Annotated in this window: 8 protein-coding genes and 3 pseudogenes; 2 read left to right on the plus strand and 9 right to left on the minus strand. The window is 36.4% G+C overall.

Going from position 1 to position 20,233, the window contains the following annotated elements; genetic code table 11:
* Positions 1-40 precede the first annotated feature (40 nt).
* The 6 genes and pseudogenes from J3D55_RS07460 to J3D55_RS07480 all read right to left on the minus strand — a co-directional run bounded on the left by J3D55_RS07460 (position 41) and on the right by J3D55_RS07480 (position 8,297).
* Positions 41-1,411, minus strand: coding sequence for an outer membrane beta-barrel protein (locus tag J3D55_RS07460; protein ID WP_259129971.1), 1,371 nt, complete (start codon positions 1,409-1,411; stop codon positions 41-43).
* 124 nt (positions 1,412-1,535) lie between these two features.
* The gene (gene kdpC, locus J3D55_RS07465) at positions 1,536-2,084 is read right to left on the minus strand and encodes a K(+)-transporting ATPase subunit C (protein ID WP_259129974.1); all 549 of its coding nucleotides are present in this window, start codon (positions 2,082-2,084) and stop codon (positions 1,536-1,538) included.
* Positions 2,085-2,185: 101 nt separating this feature from the next.
* Positions 2,186-4,225: a potassium-transporting ATPase subunit KdpB gene (kdpB, locus tag J3D55_RS07470; protein ID WP_259129975.1), complete on the minus strand. Its 2,040-nt coding sequence runs from the start codon at positions 4,223-4,225 to the stop codon at positions 2,186-2,188.
* Positions 4,226-4,382: 157 nt separating this feature from the next.
* Positions 4,383-6,078: pseudogene (gene kdpA / locus J3D55_RS07475) on the minus strand (potassium-transporting ATPase subunit KdpA).
* Positions 6,079-6,087: 9 nt separating this feature from the next.
* Complete coding sequence (locus tag J3D55_RS22510; protein WP_077415921.1) at positions 6,088-6,165, minus strand: potassium-transporting ATPase subunit F; 78 nt, start codon at positions 6,163-6,165, stop codon at positions 6,088-6,090.
* Between the two features lie 803 nt (positions 6,166-6,968).
* Complete coding sequence (locus J3D55_RS07480; RefSeq protein WP_259129978.1) at positions 6,969-8,297, minus strand: sigma-54-dependent transcriptional regulator; 1,329 nt, start codon at positions 8,295-8,297, stop codon at positions 6,969-6,971.
* Positions 8,298-8,884: 587 nt separating this feature from the next.
* Between J3D55_RS07480 and J3D55_RS07485 the strand changes: the two genes are divergently transcribed.
* Complete coding sequence (locus tag J3D55_RS07485) at positions 8,885-11,752, plus strand: M16 family metallopeptidase (protein ID WP_259129979.1); 2,868 nt, start codon at positions 8,885-8,887, stop codon at positions 11,750-11,752.
* A gap of 75 nt (positions 11,753-11,827) precedes the next feature.
* Here J3D55_RS07485 and J3D55_RS07490 read toward each other — a convergent pair whose 3' ends face one another.
* The 3 genes and pseudogenes from J3D55_RS07490 to ligA all read right to left on the minus strand — a co-directional run bounded on the left by J3D55_RS07490 (position 11,828) and on the right by ligA (position 16,831).
* A complete protein-coding gene (locus J3D55_RS07490) occupies positions 11,828-13,966 on the minus strand; it encodes a S46 family peptidase (RefSeq protein WP_259129982.1) in 2,139 nt (712 codons plus the stop codon).
* A 96-nt stretch (positions 13,967-14,062) separates the two neighbouring features.
* Entirely contained in the window at positions 14,063-14,710 is a 648-nt protein-coding gene (locus J3D55_RS07495) for an MgtC/SapB family protein (RefSeq protein ID WP_259129984.1), read from the minus strand.
* Between the two features lie 113 nt (positions 14,711-14,823).
* Positions 14,824-16,831, minus strand: a pseudogene (ligA, locus tag J3D55_RS07500) (NAD-dependent DNA ligase LigA).
* A gap of 241 nt (positions 16,832-17,072) precedes the next feature.
* Here ligA and J3D55_RS07505 point away from each other — a divergent pair.
* Positions 17,073-20,181, plus strand: a pseudogene (locus tag J3D55_RS07505) (TonB-dependent receptor).
* The last annotated feature ends 52 nt before the right edge of the window (positions 20,182-20,233 follow it).

Consider the following 20,233-nt stretch of genomic DNA (forward strand, 5'->3'; position numbering starts at 1 on the left):
ACGCCTCTGCAATTAACTTCAAATTATCTAATCAAAAAAATTATAATCTAAACATCACCGCCAAAGTTAATCTGCTGTCAGATTTTCTTAAATCTGGTCTCCAAGAGTCAACCGGTGTATCAATCCATCCATCCGGACTTGTTGTTCCTTGAGGACCTGCGAAATAAGGGATATTACTTTTTCTGAATCCGTATTCTAATCTGAAAGTTACGAATTGATTCGGCATAATATCAACGGTTGCCGTTCCCTGAAACATCTTTAGTTTTTCACCTTTTGCAATGGCATCATTAAAATCATTATTGGCAACCGGAGAAGGGGAGAACGCCAGATAAGCTCCCGGATTTGAAACGGCATCGGCTCTTAAAGACAAGGCAATTTTATTCTGATGAAACCAAAGCCTGTTTGAAATAGAAGTACCGATCATATAATTGTCTTTTGCCTTCACACCGCCACCACTTTGGAATCCGTAATGGTTGTTGATACTGAACGCAGCCTGTGACAATCCGTTGCTTTCCTTATTGTGGAAATATCTCGCGACAATACTGTGGTCATGGTGGAAACGGCGAACTCCAGAGTTATTTCTCGTATCTTGTCCGTTTAAATAAAAATTGGCAACCAACTGAAGATTTTCATTCGGACGGTAATAGTTGGAAACGCCCAATCCAAGACCTTTATTCCATGAATTATAACTTTGCCATCCGTTTAAAACCCAAAGTTCAACTTTATATTTTTTTGAAGGATATGCCTGAATTCTCGCTCCCTGAAAATAGAAAGGCGTAAAATCGCAGACCAAACTTCTCTGGTAATTCCAGTTTTCGCCCAACACATAACTTTCCAAACCGATGTAGCTCATGAAAATCCCTGCTTCTACATTCAATCCGTGCATTACGTCGAAATGATAACCCGCCGCAGCTTCTCTGATGTTTTTTAAATTACTAACGCTGGTATTTTTACCATGATTTACCGTTCCGTCCAAATCCTGAACAATAGAACCCATTTGCCCGTATTGCAGCCATAAACGACCAATCATATTTTTGTAGTTGGTTTCCAAACCGATACTTGCCATATTGATTGTAAACTCATTGGAACGACCGATTGCTGACGAAATCGTGTGTGTATTATCTTTCGGATTACGGAAATCGTGATTGTAATAAGCATCTACATAGGTTACACCTGTTAAAATCGTTTCTCCGTCTTTATCTTTTAAGGTTAAAGGAAAGTCGGTTTGGCGGTTTTGTCCGTTAATCCAAGTCAGATCATAGCCTTCAAAAGGGATTTTAGAATCGGTTTTTGTGGTTAAAGAATCTTTAGGTTGTAAGGAAACAGAATCTTTCTGAATTTCCTGAGCTTTCATGGGAGCTAAAGCAAAAAGTCCCAATAAAAAAATAGCCTGAATAGTTGTTGATTTCATTATATAAATATTGATAACAATGTGTTATTTAAATTTTTTTTAGGATAAATATCCACTCACTTTTAATCGACCTAGGAGTTGGAGGCGTTGAATTTTTGTTTCTTTTATTTCAAGACAAAAGAAATTATCTCATTTGATCCAAAGCAATATTCAATTTCAAAACATTGACTTTAGATGGTCCGAAAAGCGGTTTCTCGGTATGATTTGTAATCAAATTTTCAAGTTTTTCAACAGATAGAGTTCTCACTTTTGCAATTCTTTTGATTTGATATAAAGCGCCTTCCTCTGAAATATCAGGATCAAGACCACTTCCGCTTGCCGTGACCAATTCTACAGGAACTTTCACGTTTTCCATTTCTGGATTTTGCATTCTCAGCGTGTCAATTCTTTTTTGAACCGTTTGAAGATATTCTTCATTACTCGGTGCTTTATTGCTTCCTGCGCTTCCTGCAGCATTGTAATCCACTGCGGATGGACGACCGTGAAAGTATTTTTCAGATTTAAAATCCTGTCCAATATTAGCATAGAATTTTTGACCTTTATAATTGATGATTTCAGCATTTCCCTGAGTTGGTAAAACTTTTGAACCTGCATAAACAATCGTTAAATAAATTCCAACGATAACCAACATAACAAGTGTCAATCTGAATGCTGATAGAATATGATTTTTCATTTTTTAATTAAATTTTTTGAATTAATTGGATGGAAGAGAGAGATGACAGAAGTTTTTGCAGTACGTTTTAAACTTCGAGCCTCCAGCTTCAAACTTCCAGCTTAAAAGAACAAACTGATAAATAAATCGATAAGCTTAATCCCGATAAATGGCACGATAACTCCGCCTAAACCATAGATTAAAAGGTTTCTTCTTAATAATGCACTCGCTCCGATCGGTTTGTAAGCCACTCCTTTTAAAGCCAATGGAATTAAGAAAGGAATAATCACCGCATTGAAAATAATTGCCGATAAAATCGCAGATTCCGGACTGTGAAGATTCATGATGTTCAGCTTTTGAAGCGCCGGAATAAACGTTATAAACAACGCCGGAATAATGGCAAAATATTTAGCAACGTCATTCGCAATACTGAAAGTTGTCAATGTTCCGCGAGTCATTAATAACTGTTTTCCGATTTCTACAATTTCAATTAATTTCGTTGGGTCATTATCCAAATCCACCATGTTTCCAGCTTCTTTGGCAGCTTGAGTTCCGCTGTTCATGGCAACTCCGACATCGGCTTGAGCAAGAGCGGGAGCATCATTTGTTCCGTCGCCCATCATCGCCACCAATTTTCCTTCCTGCTGTTCTTTTTTGATGTAATTCATCTTATCTTCAGGTTTGGCTTCGGCAATAAAATCATCAACACCAGCTTTTTCCGCGATAAATTTTGCGGTTAAAGGATTATCTCCCGTCACCATCACGGTTTTCACCCCCATTTTTCTCAATCGTTGAAAACGCTCCTGAATTCCTGTTTTGATGATATCCTGAAGTTCAATTACGCCCCAAACTTTATCATTAACAGAAACAACTAATGGAGTTCCGCCGTTTTCAGAGATTTTAGTGGTTGCTTCCTGAGTTTCGGGAGGAAAAATATTTCCGGCTTTTTCAGTCAGTTTTTTAATCGTGTCATAAGCTCCTTTCCTGATTCTTGTGTTTTCAAAATCAATACCTGAAGTTCTGGTTTCAGCGGTAAAATCAATATAAACAGGGTTTGGAACAAGTAGATCTTCTGATTTTAACTGGCTTAATTCAATAATAGACTTTCCTTCCGGAGTTTCGTCGGCAACAGAACTCAATGCCGAAGCTTTTATAAATTCATTAAGTTCAATAGTATTGGAAGGATGAAAATGCGTCGCTTTACGGTTTCCGATGGTAATTGTTCCTGTTTTATCAAGAAGCAAAACATCGATGTCTCCTGCGGTCTCAACGGCTTTACCGCTTTTTGTGATAACGTTCGCTCTCAAAGCTCTGTCCATTCCCGCAATTCCGATTGCAGAAAGCAGACCGCCAATCGTTGTGGGGATCAAACAAACGAAAAGTGATATAAATGCCGCAATGGTGATCGGCGTCTGCGAATAATCTGCAAAGGGTTTTAAAGTAACTGTAACTATTATGAAAGTGAGGGTAAACCCTGCTAAAAGTATGGTTAATGCGATTTCGTTGGGTGTTTTTTGTCTTGAAGCACCTTCTACAAGCGCGATCATTTTATCAAGAAAAGATTCTCCGGGTTTGGTGGTGACTTTCACTTTTATTCTGTCCGAAAGTACTTTGGTACCGCCTGTTACCGAACTTTTATCACCTCCCGATTCTCTGATGACGGGTGCGCTTTCTCCGGTGATGGCGGATTCATCGATTGTCGCTAAACCTTCGATAATTTCACCATCCATCGGGATTTGATCGCCTGTTTCGCAAAGGAAAATATCTCCTAATTTCATTTCGGCAGACATTTTTAATGATGTTTCTACCTGAAATCCGGGTTTGTTGTCTATGATTAATTTTGCAGGCGTTTCTTCACGCGTTTTTCTCAATGTATCTGCCTGAGCTTTTCCTCTTGCTTCAGCGATGGCTTCGGCGAAATTGGCAAATAAAACAGTGAAAAATAAGATGATAAATACTGAAAAATTATAAGCAAAACTTCCCTGTGATTTGTCTCCCGCTAAGCTGAATAAACTTACGATAAACATGACGGCTGTTCCGATCTCTACCAGAAACATAACAGGATTTTTAAACATGATTTTCGGATTTAGCTTAACGAAAGACTGTTTAATCGCTTCGTTTACCAAATCTTTTTGAAACAATGTCTGTGATTGATTTTTCATTGCTTTGAATGATTTTTATTTGAACCATTAAGATTTATTTAAGGACTTAAGTTGAGTTAAGGAAATATTCTTGGAATATTTTTAAGCTTAATAATGTGTTAGCTTAATATTCTTAACATCTTAAATAAATCTTAATGGTTTAATTATTTAATTTTAATTATTTAGAAAAATATTGAAGTTGCTCCGCGATCGGTCCCAAAGTAAGCGCAGGGAAGAAAGACAACGCAGCGATTAAAAGAATGACGGCCAACGTCATAAATCCAAAAGTTGCAGTATCCGTTTTTAAAGTTCCTGAGCTTTCCGGAATATATTTTTTCTGAGCTAAACATCCTGCAATCGCGATCGGACCAATGATTGGGATAAATCTTGAGAATAATAAAATAATTCCTGTTGAGATATTCCACCAAGGCGTGTTGTCGCCCAATCCTTCGAATCCTGAACCGTTGTTGGCTGATGATGAAGTGAATTCATATAACATTTCACTAAAGCCGTGAAAGCTTGGATTATTCAATGTTTTTGCTCCGAATTCCGGAAAATAAGCAGTTAAAGCTGTTCCTACAAGAATTAAAAACGGGTGAAATAATGCGACGATCATCGCGATTTTCATTTCCTTAGCTTCTATCTTTTTACCCATAAATTCTGGGGTTCTTCCGACCATCAAACCACTCATGAATACCGCAAGAATGATGAATATGAAGTAGTTCAGAATTCCGACCCCGCAACCGCCGTAGAAGCAGTTAATCATCATTGCCAACATTTGATTCATCCCCGAAAGCGGCATCATACTGTCGTGCATAGCGTTCACAGAACCTGTGGAAATTACCGTCGTTGCAATACTCCAATAAGCCGAAGCTGCACTTCCGAAACGGATTTCCTTGCCTTCCAGCGCTCCCAAATGATGATCTGCTCCCATTTGTGTAATCAAAGGATTTCCGTTGGTTTCATTAATGATGGTTGGAACGGTCAATGCCAGAAAACCAATGGTCATAACGGTGAAAATCGTCCATGAAAGTTTTCTTTTCTTTAAATAAAATCCAAGCGCAAAAACCAATGCAAAAGGAATAATCATCTGAGTAACCATTTCGGTCATATTCGTCAGATAATTAGGGTTTTCAAGTGGGTGCGCCGAATTGGCTCCGAAAAATCCACCTCCGTTTGTTCCTAAATGTTTGATCGCCACAAAAGCTGCAGCAGGACCTCTGGAAACATCAACTTTTTGTCCTTCCAATGTTGTGATATGGTCTTTTCCTTCAAAAGTCATCGGAGTTTCCGTTCGCAGATAGGATAAAAGCCACCACAATGCTGATCGGAATTAAAATTCTGATGATTGACTTGGTAAAAAAATCGTAGAAATTCCCTAATTCTGTAGTCGTTTTTTCTTTAAATGCTTTGAAAAGTACCGCCATTGCAGCCATTCCGGTTGCTGCCGTTACAAATTGTAAAAACATTAAATATAACTGACTTAAATAACTGACTCCCGTTTCTCCCGAATAATGCTGTAAATTACAGTTCACCAGGAAAGAAATTGCCGTATTAAAAGCAAGATCGGGAGACATATTCTGGTTTCCGTCGGGATTTAAAGGAAGCCATGATTGATTTAATAAAATAAAAAATCCAAGGATAAACCAAACCAGATTAATGGTTAACATGGCAAACATATTCTGTTTCCATGTCATTTGTTTATGAGGATTGATGCCTGAAATTTTATAAATTAAATTTTCAATCGGCTGAAAAATTGTATCTAAAAAAGTCTTTTTGTAGCCGTAAACACCGGCAATATATTTTCCTAAAAAAACACCAATGACGAGTGTGATGGCAAACATCATGATGATGCCTAAAATTTCTGTATTCATGGTAATTGGTTAAAATTTTTCAGGTTTTATTAAAACATAGCAGATGTACACAAATGCAAGGATCGAAAGGAAAAATAAGCTCCACATAATTTATATTTTATCAAAAAATTCAACGGATTTATATAAAAGCCAAAACATGAGCACACATAATAAACTTAAAGCGATGATTATCATATTGTTGCTATTAATGTTAAAATGGTGAAGACTACATACGAAACCATCAGCAAACTCAATGTTGAGTGCTTCGGTTTTTTGAACGTTTTTCTTGAGATTGTCATTTTTGAAATATTTATTCTAAGACCATAATGCCAAAAGAAAGTCCAAGTTGTCGAAATACGATTTAAATGATTAGAAGATAATGTGTTGCGGGGTTTTGAGGTGATGCCAAAAAACAAGAAAGCCTATCATTTTGATAGGCTCGTTATTATTATGATAGGATTGTGAATTCTGAATTATTTTTAAACCATTAAGAGTCTGTTTAAATTTGATTCAAACATTTTAAAATTTACTGCTCATTTTTTAACGCAAAGATTTAATTCAATAGTACTTATTATGAAGTGAGCAAAGATGAATCAACAAGTTGATTTGATGAAGCGTTGTTTTCACGTTTTGTGAAGCAAATTTTATTTGCCTTTGCTTTCTAAAATAATGCGGAATGTAAATATAATCTTTGCGTTAAAAAAAATAGCGTATTCTGTTTGAAAAGATCTTAAGTCTTTCAATACAAAGCTTTCAGTTTCAAAAAATATAAAACCCATATTTCAAATAAGGTTACAAAAATTTGTAATATAAAATTTAAACAGGCTCTAAGATTTATTTAAAGAGTTAAGCTTAATTAATCCTTAATGGTTCAATAGGAACGGGCTTTAGCCAAAACCTAAAGATTTAATTTATCTCAAATTATACTCTTCCAATTTACGATACAGCGTTGCAATGCCGATTTCCAGCAATCTAGAAGCTTCAGCTTTGTTTCCTTTCGTGTATTGAAGAACTTTTAAAATATGTTCTTTTTCCAAAGATCTCATGCTTAAAGAATCTTTTTCTGTAGCAGCAATTTTTTCAGAATAATGAGGAAGACTTTCGATATCTAAAACATTATCGTTCATTAAGATAAGACTTCTTTCAATCGTGTTTCTCAATTCACGGATATTTCCTTTCCAGTCGTTTTTTTCCAACGCTTTATAATATTCCGGAGCGACCTGAACAGAGGTTAAATGAAGTTTTTGTGAGAAAACATCAATAAAATTCTTAGCCAAAGCTTTTAAATCGTCTTTTCGTTCACGAAGAGAAGGAAGTGTAATTTCAAAAACATTTAATCTGAAATAGAGATCCTCACGGAAATGTCCCTGTTTTATTTCATCTTCCAAATTTCTGTTGGTTGCAGCAATCAGCCTGAAATCGGACTTTGAGACTTTCGTTTCACCCATTTTGATGAACTCTTTGGTTTCCAGGACGCGGAGTAATTTTGCCTGCAATTCGATGGGCATTTCACCGATTTCGTCTAAGAATAAAGTTCCGTTATTGGCTTCTTCAATAAGCCCTTTTTTATCTTTTATAGCTCCGGTAAAAGATCCCTGTTTGTGTCCGAAAAGTTCGCTTTCCAGAATTTCTTTGCTAAATGCAGAGCAATTGATGGCGACAAAATTATTTTTCTTGTGTTCACTTCCTTCATGAATGGCATTTGCAAAAACCTCTTTTCCGGTTCCGGTTTCTCCTGTCAGAAGAACAGTTGCATCGGTTAAAGCAACTTTTTCCGCAAGTTTTTTAGCCTGAAGAATTAAGGGTGAATTTCCGATAATTTTATCAAATCCCTTTTGATCACTGCTTTTTTGAACGATCTTAGATTTGTTATCTTTTGATTTTTCAAGTGCTTTGTACACCAACGGAATAATTTTCTCGTTATCATCACCTTTCACCAAATAATCATAAGTTCCGTTTTTCATCGCCTGAACGGCATCAGGAATATTCCCGAAAGCTGTCATCAAAATGATTTCCAGATGAGGATATTTTGCTTTAATAGACTTCACAAGATCAACTCCGAAAGCATCGGGAAGCCGTACATCGCTTAAAACGACATCAAAATCGTGCTGTTCCAGCATCGTCATTGCAGAACGCGCTGTGGAAGCTTCTTTTACGTTAAAATTTTCTTGGGAAAGGATCATTCCTAACAGTTTTAGGAGCTTGATCTCATCATCGATGATCAGAATGTTTCCGGACATGGTTGTAATTTTTGGAAAACCATTGCAAACTTATCGAATTTATTTGGTAAAAAAACGAATAAGCAATTATTGCTCATTATCGATTATTCATAATTGATATTTTTTTGGAGCTTTTTCCAGCTTTCCGTTGCAATCTTTTTTTTCAAAAAAGGATTTCCACTGCAATCCGGGCTAGGATATTTGTCGTTTTTTGAATCTATTAGGATAATTCAACATTCTGTTTATCATCCTGAAAAATCTTCTATAGCAAACCAAAAGCCTTGTCAGGTTTAAACCTTGACAAGGCTCAGTCCATTCTGGAGGAATTTCAACAGCATCATTTCCTAGCCCAGATAGAAACGGTTACCCCACAGCTTGAGTGGGAGAGTTGCAGGGTTTGAAGTTGGAAAGCATTGGCGCGAGGAGTAGGAGTGGATAGCTGGAAATAGCTTCTAAAAAAATAAATAATTGGTAATGAGTAATTTTTTATATTTTCATTCAACAATCGTTACAATAGATGTAATAGTAATAAAATTGTAAATCGTTACTTTTCGATTCCTTACATTTGTATACATTTTGATCTTTAAAGAATGAAAATGGATTTATTTATGATAGATATAAGATACGGCGAGACGATTCATACAGATAAAAATAATTACGAATATATCACGATTTCCAACGACGAAAATAAAGTAAGAACTTACACTTTAAAAAATGGGTTAAAGGTTTTTCTTGCCCAAAATTTTGATGCTCCGAGAATTCAAACCTACATTCCGGTAAGAACGGGAAGTAATAATGACCCTTCTGATAATACGGGTTTGGCGCATTATCTTGAACATATGATGTTTAAAGGAACATCGAAATTAGGAACTCATAACTGGGAAAAAGAAAGTGAATTATTAAACCAGATTTCAGATTTATACGAGCAACATAAAGCGGAACAGGATGCCGAAAAAAAGAAAGCGATCTATAAGAAAATAGATGAAATTTCTCAGGAAGCAAGTCAGTTTGCGATTGCCAATGAATATGATAAGGCGATTTCTTCATTGGGAGCTACGGGAACAAATGCTCACACTTGGTTTGACGAGACGGTTTATAAAAATAACGTCCCAAACAATGAACTTGAAAAATGGCTTAAAATCGAGAAAGAAAGGTTTTCTGAATTGACGTTAAGGCTTTTTCATACCGAGTTAGAATCTGTTTATGAAGAATTCAACAGAGCGCAGGATAACGATTCGAGATTGGTGAATTATGAGTTGATGGATGCTCTTTTTCCAACGCATCCGAATGGTCAACAAACGACTTTAGGAGATCCCGATCATCTGAAAAACCCTTCAATGAAGGCTATTCATAAATATTTTGACGAATATTATGTTCCAAATAATTATGCAGTGGTTTTGGTGGGAGATTTTGATTTTGAAGAAACCATTCAGCTTGTTGATGAATATTTTGGATCGATTCCTTACAGAGAATTGCCGGAAAAAACTGCAATTATCGAAAAACCCATCACTGAAATTGTAAAAAGAACAGTGAAAAGCCCGACTACACCAAGAGTTCAATTGGCTTGGAGAACGGAAAGCTATGGAACACGAGAAGCCATGTTGGCGGATATTGTTGTGAATATTTTGAGCAACAGGGGAGAAGCCGGATTGATCGATTTAAATATTAATCAGACTCAAAAATTACTTTGGGGACAGGCTTATTCGGTAGGTTTGAAAGAATACGGATTCTTTTCAATTGTTGCTGTTCCGAAGGAAACGCAGACTTTGGATGAAGCCAAGGAAATGGTTCTGGAGCAGATTGAATTGGTGAAAAAAGGAGAGTTTCCAGACTGGATGCTTCCTGCGATCATCAATGATTTCAAACTGCAGAGAATGAAGGGATTGGAAACTGCAGACGGATTGGCGACCAACCTTTATGATACCTACATCAAAGGCAGAACCTGGGAACAGGAACTTAACGAGATGGAAGAATATGCAGAATTCACAAAAGATGATGTTATTGCTTTTGCCAATGAGTTTTTCCAGAATAATTATGTGATTGTTTACAAAGAAAAAGGAGTTAATGATAAATTAATCAGAGTTGAAAATCCGGGAATTACGCCTGTTAAAATCAATCGTGAAGCACAATCTGAGTTTTTACAGGAAATTTTAGCCGAAAAAACAAAAGATATTCAGCCGGAATTTATTGATTATCAGAAAGAAATTAAGACAGATTTAATTAAAGATAAAAAAGTAAGTTTCGTTAAAAATAAATATAATGATATCGCACAGGTTCATTTTATTTTCCCTTTCGGAAGCGATTCTGACAGAGATTTAGGAACTGCCACCCAGATTTTGCAATATATGGGAACTGATCAATTTTCACCGGAAGATTTAAAAGAAGAATTTTTTAAAATTGGAGTAAGCAATGATTTTAAAACAGGAAGCGATCAGCTTTCGATTTCTTTAAGCGGATTGGAGGAAAATATTGAAAAAGGTATCCAACTGCTTCAACATTGGATGTATGAGGTAAAACCGGATCAGGAAATTTACGGTCAGTTTGTAGAAACTGTTTTGGAAAACCGTGCTGCGATGAAGAAAGATAAAGGTCGTATCATGACGGCTTTAACGAATTATACAAAATTGGGTGAATTCTCTCGTTTTACGAATATTATTTCGAAAGAAGAGCTTGAAAACAGCAACGTTGAGGTTTTCACAGACCGAATGAAAAAATTATTCAAATTTCCTTATCAGATATTTTTCTATGGAAAGGATTTTGAAAACTTTAAAGAATATATCGGAAATTACGTTGAAAATGCAAGCCTTGAGGCTTCTGAACCGAGAAAATATCCTGAACAGGAAACAAGCGGAAACGTTTATTTTACCAGCTACGATATGGTGCAGATGGAAATGAGCAAAGTCGGAAAAGGGCATGATGTAAACACCGGAAACTTTGGTAAAATCAATGTTTTTAATGAGTATTTCGGACGAGGATTGTCGTCGATTGTTTTTCAGGAAATCCGTGAGAGCAAGAGTTTGGCGTATTCTGCGTACGTTTCTTATTCAGCGAATTCTGAGCTTCATCATCCCGATTATATCACAACATACATCGGAACGCAGCCAGATAAACTGCAAATCGCTGTCGATACCATGATGGAATTGATGGATGAACTTCCTGAAGTTCCTACTCAATTTGAGAATGCTAAAAATGCGGCTTTAAAACAAATTGCCTCAACAAGAATTACCAGAACAAATACCTTTTTTAATATTTTAAGATTGAAAAAACTGAATATTACATATGATTTCAGAAAAGATATTTATCAGCAGATTGAAGGATTGAAATTTGAAGATTTAAGACAGTTTTATCAGACAGAAATTAAGCCGATCCATTTCAACACCGCCATTATCGGGAAAAAAGAAAACCTGAATATGGAGGCTGTGAATCAGATGGGGACGTTTAAAGAATTAAGTTTGAAAGATATTTTTGGATATTAAAAATTATATTCAAATTCAGCAAAAAAACAAATCCCGAAAGATAGCTTTCGGGATTTGTTTTATATTTTAATTGAATTACTTTACAATTTTCATTTCATCAACCAGCCATTTAGAATCGGCGTATTTATCGATAATGAAAAGGATGTATTTTGTATCCACCATGATATTTCTGCTGAAACGAGGATCGTAATTAATGTCGCTCATCGTTCCTTCCCATTGTCTGTCGAAGTTTAATCCAACAAGATTTCCGTTGGCATCAAGAGCCGGACTTCCGGAGTTTCCTCCCGTTGTGTGGTTTGTCGCCGTGAATCCTACAGGAACGTCACCTGTTTTGTCTTTATAATTTCCGAAATCTTTTTTGTTGTAAAGATCGATCAGTTTTTTAGGAACATCAAACTCATAATCTCCCGGAACATATTTTTCTAAAACTCCCGCCAAATGCGTCTGATAACTGTAAGAAACAGCATCTCTCGGTGAAGAACCTTTTACTTTTCCATACGTTACACGAAGCGTAGAATTGGCATCCGGGAAGAATTTTCTGTCTTTATCGGTTGCCATTTGCTGTGCCATAAACGTTTTCTGAAGGGCATCAATTTTCGTCTGTAAAGAAGTAAATTGTGGATCTGCAGCCTTCATATAAGTATCTCTCATGGAAACGAAAAGCTGATAAACACCGTCTTTTTTCAATGTTTTGATCAGTTTATCCTGATTAGAGAATGCTTTTTCGATGTCTTTGCTTAAAGAAGCGCCATTCACTTCAGCTCTTCCTGTAATGATCGAGTTTTTAGAAAGATCTTCAATCGACTGGATGTTTTGAGTCTCATTTTTAAGCTTATCAAAACCTACAGGTAAAAATTGTGGAGCGGTTTTGTTGGCATAAAGCGCCAATAATTTTGCCGTTACTTTTGCATCAAGTTCTGCGCTGTAATCTTTGTAGAAAGAAATAAGTCTGCTTTTGAAAGCAGCCGTTCCTTTTTCATCCATTCTTCCTGCTTCTACTGCGGTAATGTAGTTGTAGTAAAGATTTGCCAACATCAAAGTCTCTGCATTTCTCAGCGTTTCCGTGTAATAAGCATTATTTAAAGCAAATGGAGCTTGGTCGTTATAAAGTTTATTTAATTGATCTAAAGTTGTTTTAACCTCAGAGTTTTTAGCAACTAAAGAACCTTCATACATTACTTTTTTCTCCACCGCATTAGATTTTTTCAAACCTTCCACTTCACCGATCCATTTTTTCCAATAGTTAGCTACAGAAGCGTATTTTGCAGAATACTGAATGCGGGTTGCATCATCCGTACGCATTTTTTCGTCCAAAGTTTTTAAGGCAACATCTCTTACCGCAATTCTCGCAGGATCAATCTCTTTCATGATTTTTTCAACCGCGATTGCCGGAAGATATTCGGTTGTTCTTCCCGGAAATCCAAAAACGAAAGTGAAGTCATTTTCATTTTTATCTTTAATGGAAACCGGCAGATAATGTTTCGGCACATAAGGAACATTGTCCTTTGAATATTCCGCAGGTTTATTGTCTTTTCCTGCATAAATTCTGAACATCGAGAAATCTCCCGTATGTCTTGGCCAAACCCAGTTGTCGGTATCGGAGCCGAATTTCCCGATGCTTTGCGGCGGTGCTCCTACCAAACGAATGTCTTTGTAAGTTTCGATGGTGTAAGCATAAAATTTATTTCCGTAATACATTGATTTTACAGAAATTGACTGATAAGATTCAATTTTCTGAGAGTTTTTATAAATCTCAATGTTTTTAGCAATTTGTTTTGAAAGTTCAGGTTCCGTAAGGTTGTCCGTTCCTTCTAAAATCTGATTGGAAACTTCTTTAATATCAACAATAAAATCTACTGTCACACCCGGATTCGGAAGTTCGCCTTCAGGATTTTTTGCCCAGAAACCGTTTGATAAAAGGTCATTCTGAACCGTTGAATGCGCCTGAATCTGCCCGAAACCACAGTGGTGATTCGTTAATAATAATCCTTTTGGAGAAATAATTTCCGCGGTACAACCTCCGTTGAATTGTACTACAGCATCTTTTATGCTTGCTTTCTGAGGATTGAAGATGTCTTTCGCAGAAATTTTCATTCCCAAGTCTTTCATTTCCTTCTCATTAAGCTCTGTTGGAATCCACATTCCACCGTATTGCTGCGCAAACGTCATTACAGCCGGCAAAAGAAATACAGATAGAAGTATCTTTTTTGTCATAATCAAAATTTTGCCCAATTTACAAAGAAAAACGGAGATGTAGGTTATGAAAATGGTGAAATTGATAATCGAAAAATCACGATTAATTTTTTTATTTTAAAACTGGTAAGCAATGATTTTTTCATCTTCCATCAGGCTTTTGATTAATGCTTCATGATTACTATTATTTCCTGTGATAACCCATGATGTAGCGAGATTTCCCTGTGTATATTGTTGTTTTGACATGATAAATCTAAGATGATTTTTTTGAAAAAGCTCTTCACAATGTTTGATATCATGATAATTGACGACTGCAATTTTGTATTCCCTGATTTTGTGTTTTCTGTCGATAAATCTTTCAAAAAGAGTAAGGGTATTGAGAACCAATAAAATTAAAATAGTTCCTAAAAGTGCAATGTAAAAATATCCCGAACCGACCGCCATTCCGATGGAAGCAGTTGCCCAGATTGTAGTTGCTGTGGTAATTCCGTCGATTTTATTATCGCCTTTAAAAATAACTCCAGCTCCCAAAAAACCGATTCCCGTAATGATATTTGCAGCCAGTCGATCAGGATTTGCCACCCCGATTTTAATGGAAAGAATCGTAAACAGGCAAGACCCGAAACAGACCAAAATAAAGGTACGCAATCCCGCAGATTTGTTTCTGTACTCTCGTTCCGTACCGATCATGATGCCAAGAATTACAGAAATAAATATCAGTAATAATTCATTTTCAATGACGTAATGATCCTTTAAAAATTCCATTTTTTATATTTTAAACTTCTTTGAATAAAATTACGATAAAATCTTCATCTCAGGATATTTTAAACAAAAAAGACTGCCCGAAAAGACAGTCTTTAATTTGATATAATAAAAATTTACTGCTTCTCAACAAGATCCAAAAACTGCTGTTCATCTAGTATTTCAATCGTTCCGATGTCTTGTGCTTTTTTCAGTTTGCTTCCTGCTTTTTCACCGACCACAAGGAAATTCAGGTTTTTTGAAACGGCAGAAATATTTTTTCCACCGTGTTTTTCTACCATTTCTTCCGCTGCTTCTCTGGTAAATAAAGATAATTTTCCGGTGAAAAGGAATGTTTTCCCTTCCAGAACATTGGATAAAACTTCGTTCGTGCTTTCGCCTTTAATCAGCTGAACTCCATAAGATTTTAACCTTTCGATCATTAAAATGTTTTCAGGATTGGCGAAGAAATCCACGATGCTTACTGCGATTTTTGTTCCGATATCTTCAACTTGGCAGAGTTCTTCAACGGTAGCATTTTTCAGTTCTTCGATGGTGGCGAAATTCTTAACTAATTTCTTTGCAACCGTTTCTCCGACGTGTTTTATCCCAATTCCGTACAAAACTTTTTCAAAAGCAATTTCTTTAGATTTTTCAATTCCTGAGATGATATTCTGAGCAGATTTTTCCGCCATTCTTTCCAGTGGAAGAAGCTGTTCTTTCGTTAAAACATAAAAATCAGCAGGATTTTCTACCAGTTTTTCTCTGTAAAGCTGTTCGATCGTTTCGCTTCCTAAATTATCAATATTTAAAGCTTTTCTGGATACATAATGAATCATTCTTCCCACAACCTGTGGCGGACAATGAAGGTCATTCGGACAAAAATGAATGGCCTGATCTTCAACTTTTACAAGCTCGGTTCCGCATTCAGGGCAATGTTTGATATATTCAATTTCTTTGCTCTCTTCGGTTCTTTTTTCCGTATTTACGCCGACGATTTTCGGGATAATTTCGCCTCCTTTTTCTACATAAACAAAATCATGCTCATGTAAATCAAGCTTTTTAATAATATCTTCATTGTGCAGAGATGCTCTTTTTACAATCGTTCCTGCCAATAAAACGGGTTTCAGATTGGCAACAGGAGTGATTGCGCCGGTTCTTCCGACCTGATAAGAAACACTTTGCAGTTCGGTTTCTACTTTTTCGGCTTTAAATTTATAAGCCATTGCCCAACGTGGAGATTTTGCAGTATATCCCAGTTGTCTTTGCTGTTTTAATGAATTGACTTTTAGTACGATACCATCAATTTCAAAAGGTAAATTATGACGCTCTACATCCCAAAAATTAATAAATTCTTTAACCTCATCCAACGTCGTGCACAATTTTGCCTGTTGAGAAGTTTTGAAACCCCAACCTTGCGCCTTTTGAAGCAGTTTCCCAATGCGATTCTGCAGGAATATTTTCGGAAATAAATTGGTAGAGAACAGATGAAAGTCCGCGTTTTCTCACTTCGCCACTGTCCTGCATTTTCAGACTTCCGCTTGCTGTATTTCTTGGATTCATGAAGGGATCAAGACCTTCTTCTTCACGAAGTTTATTAAGATTATTAAAGTTTTTTCTGGTTAAATAAATTTCTCCACGCATGAAAAAATGCTCAGGAAAATCACCTTTTAATTTTAAAGGAATATCCGAAATCGTACGAACATTCGCTGTAATTTCGTCACCCTGAAAACCGTCGCCACGAGTAACGGCCTGAACGAGTTTTCCGTTTTCATATAAAATAGAAATCGATGCGCCGTCGTATTTTAGCTCTGCTACGAATTCTACGGGTTCATCAATGGTTTTAATAATTCTCTTTTCCCAGTCTTCAAGATCATCAAAATCGTAAGAATTATCCAAAGAATACATTCTGAATTTGTGCTGAACAGTCGGAAAAACCTTTGTAATTCCTCCACCGACACGCACGGTAGGAGAATTTTCATCGTAAAATTCCGGATGTTTTGCTTCCAGATCACGAAGTTCTTCCAGCAGCATATCAAAATCAAAATCTGAAATCGTCGGAATATCAAGAAGATAATAATTTTCGTTGTGCTGATGAAGCTCTTTGCGGAGTTGTTCTATTTTTTGTTGAATGTTTTCGGACATTGGGTTTCTATCTTTTGAGCAAAAATAACTAAAGTAATTTCATTTAAAAAAATAAGGCTAAAAAATATTCTGGGAAAATTAAAATCGCGTAACATATTCCAACAAACTGGTTCTGTATGGGATAAATGTGTTGTTAAGGTTTATTTAACATAATGTTCCAAGATAATTAAAAAAATGTTAAAATTCCCGTAAACACACGGTCCTCAAAGTCGAGATACCTTTGCACAGCTAATTTGATAAAATGAGAAAAGTAAAGATTGTATTGGGATTATTGTTCTTGAGTTTTGGAACACTGGCGTATGCACAGACAACACAGGCATCGATTACGGGAAAGGTAACCGGCGTTGGGAAAACAGCTCAGGAAAAAGTGAAAGTAACGATTGTAAACGAATCGACAGGTTTTAAAACTGAGACTGAAACGAACTCAAGAGGCGAATATATTTTCAAAGAAATTCCTCTTGGCGGACCTTATACGGTAATCATAAACGATGAAAAAAGAGAAGGCTACACGGTGAATTTCGGAGATCAGGTAACGGTGAACATGGATTTGGGAAGCGAAAAAACGATCGAAGAAGTTGTAGTCGTAGGAAATCTTAAAAATAAAATCGGAAACCTTGGTGCTGCAACAGCCATTACAACAAAAAACATTGGGATATTGCCTGTAAACGGAAGAAATTTTGCCAATCTTGCAGAATTGTCTCCTTTAAGCGGTAAAAACGGAAGTATTTCCGGACAGTTAGGTTCTTCTACCAATTTTACGATCGACGGGATGACGGCGAAAAACCCGACTTCTGCGGGAGCTACAACAAGCCGAAGTGGTGCTCCGTTCTCTATTTCCATCGAAGCGGTTCGTGAATTTAAAGTGACGACCAACCAATATGATGTGACATTGGGAAGAAGTGGTGGTGGAACGATAAGTGCCGTTACAAAATCCGGAACCAACAAATTTTCAGGGAGCGCTTGGGAATATTTGAGAACAAATTGGCTTTCTAGCAAATATGACATCAGAGGAAATAAAATCAATAATGATTTCTCTACTTCTCAATTTGGTTTCTCTTTGGGTGGACCGATCATTAAAAATAAACTGCATTTCTTCATGGCATGGGATCATCAGTTAGATTCTAGGCCATTGCAAATTGCAGACATCAAATCTCATGATGACGAATTGAGATTGAATACAACAAATGCTACTTTAAATAAATTCTTAGACATCGCAAGAGCAAAATATGGAGTTGGAAATACGCCTCAGTTTGGAAGCTTCGATAAAGTAAGAAATTCTGATGCTGCATTTTTACGTTTAGACTGGCAGATTAATGATAAAAACTTATTGACATTAAGAAACAACTTTACTTACGATTTAAATAAAAACGGATTAGGAGACAATACGGCAATTAATGCATTTGAGTCTTATGGGAATGATAAAAACTTAGATAACAGTTTATTATTGACTTTAAGATCGAACTTAAAGCCGAACATGACCAATGAATTGAAAGCTCAATATCTTTACACCGCACAAGACAGTTATCAGAATGACGAGTTGGGACACGCTATTCCGAGAGCGATTGTTGAGAATATTGTTTCCAGCATAGACGGAAAAGATAAAGCAACGAATATCCAAATCGGGGGTCACCGTTTCGGGCAGGAAAGTTTTAGAAATAATGTTTTCCAGATTGTTGATAACTTATATTACAACACCGATAAAATTAAATATACTTTCGGAGCAGATTTAATGTACACGATGGCAAAATCTATCTACGGAAGTGAGGTGAACGGAAGATTCCATTTCAGAGAGAATCCTACGGCGAATGGTGGTGATAATCTATTTAATTTTAATAATCTTATCGCTTACAGATTTTACAGAGAAGTTCCTTTGATGGAAGATCCTTCAGTGAAATCTAATATTTATAATCTAGGAGTTTACGGGCAGATTCAGACTAAAATTGCAAAAGGTCTGGATTTAATGGCTGGTTTAAGATTGGATTACGGAGGATACCCGAAAGCAGGATTTAATCAGAAATTGTATGATGAGATGGGAATCAGAACCGATAATCAGATCAAATCATTCATCATTCAGCCAAGATTCCAGTTTGACTGGAATATTAATGAAGGAAACAAAGATTTCTTGAAATTCGGAGCAGGTATTTTCTCTTCAGATATCAACAATTATATGATTATCAACAATTTGGTGTTTGATGGAAGACATTTGGCAACAGTTGACGTTAATCCTTCACAGATTGGTCTTACTCCAGATTTTAACAGCTATAGAAACGATTACGGAACAGTTCCTACATTGTCTCAATATCAGCTTCCAACCATTAATTACACAGGAAAAGATGCGAAAATTCCTGTCGTTTATAAAGCAAATGTATCTTATACCCACTTCTTCAACGAGAGATTCAGAGCGGGACTTGCAGGATATATGGCTTTAGGCAGAAACAACTACTTCTATTATGACAGAAATATGGTTTCAAATCCTTATTTCACGTTGGATAATGAAGGAGGAAGAGGAGTTTACGTTTCTGCAGCGACAATTGCGGCAAACGGAACAATGGATTGGAAAAACGGAAGAATCAATAAAAATTTCGGAAGAGTTCTTGAATTGGTAAGTGACGGAAAAGTAAATCAGTTTCTCATTCGTAGCCGATACAAGTTACCGTTATTGGAAAGATGGGGAAATTACAGCAAGTTATACTTGGGCAGATATTAAAGATAACACTTCTTACAACGGAAACGTAGCAAATTCTGCGACATTGTCTACATTGGTTTCAGGTGATCCGAGAAATTTAAGAATGTCATATTCTGATAATCAGTTCAGAAATAAAGTGGTAATTTATGGTAACTCACCTACGATTGCAGGATTTACGTTGGGAATCAGATATGCGGGAATGGGAGGAACGCGTTTCTCTGTGACTGCAGGTGGAAACGTAAACGGAGATTTCGTTGATTCTAATGATTTAGCTTACATTTTCCCGAATCTTACACAGACTTTAATTGACAATCCGGAAGTTGGACAGGCGTTGAAAAACTACATCACCGATTACAACAACAAAATTGCAGAAAGAAACGGCGGAAAGAATGGATTCTACGGAGTTTGGGACGTTCGTGTGGCGAAAAAAATCAAGTTTGAAAAAATCGGAGCGTTCGAGCTTTCTGTTGATATTTTCAACGTGGCGAATTTGCTTAACAAAGAATGGGGCGTGAATAAATCGTACAGCAATATGTCGCTTTATAGAATTACAGGATTCGATCAGGTTACAAAACAGCTTAAATATAGCTTAAATACAAGCGGTTTAGAGCCATTAACAGGGAATCCTTATCAGATTCAGATCGGAGCAAAATATTCTTTTTAACAATAAAATATTACCTTTATCTAAAAGTCGAAAGGCTTTTGATTTAAATATC

Origin of the sequence: Chryseobacterium ginsenosidimutans (genome assembly GCF_024807225.1) — a bacterium.
Taxonomy (GTDB): Bacteria; Bacteroidota; Bacteroidia; order Flavobacteriales; family Weeksellaceae; genus Chryseobacterium; species Chryseobacterium ginsenosidimutans.

Coding starts and splice junctions, on each gene's coding strand:
- J3D55_RS07460 (WP_259129971.1), bottom strand. CDS start 1,411: ATGAAATCAACAACTATTCAGGCTATTTTTTTATTGGGACTTTTTGCT.
- kdpC (WP_259129974.1), bottom strand. CDS start 2,084: ATGAAAAATCATATTCTATCAGCATTCAGATTGACACTTGTTATGTTG.
- kdpB (WP_259129975.1), bottom strand. CDS start 4,225: ATGAAAAATCAATCACAGACATTGTTTCAAAAAGATTTGGTAAACGAA.
- J3D55_RS22510 (WP_077415921.1), bottom strand. CDS start 6,165: ATGTGGAGCTTATTTTTCCTTTCGATCCTTGCATTTGTGTACATCTGC.
- J3D55_RS07480 (WP_259129978.1), bottom strand. CDS start 8,297: ATGTCCGGAAACATTCTGATCATCGATGATGAGATCAAGCTCCTAAAA.
- J3D55_RS07485 (WP_259129979.1), top strand. CDS start 8,885: ATGATAGATATAAGATACGGCGAGACGATTCATACAGATAAAAATAAT.
- J3D55_RS07490 (WP_259129982.1), bottom strand. CDS start 13,966: ATGACAAAAAAGATACTTCTATCTGTATTTCTTTTGCCGGCTGTAATG.
- J3D55_RS07495 (WP_259129984.1), bottom strand. CDS start 14,710: ATGGAATTTTTAAAGGATCATTACGTCATTGAAAATGAATTATTACTG.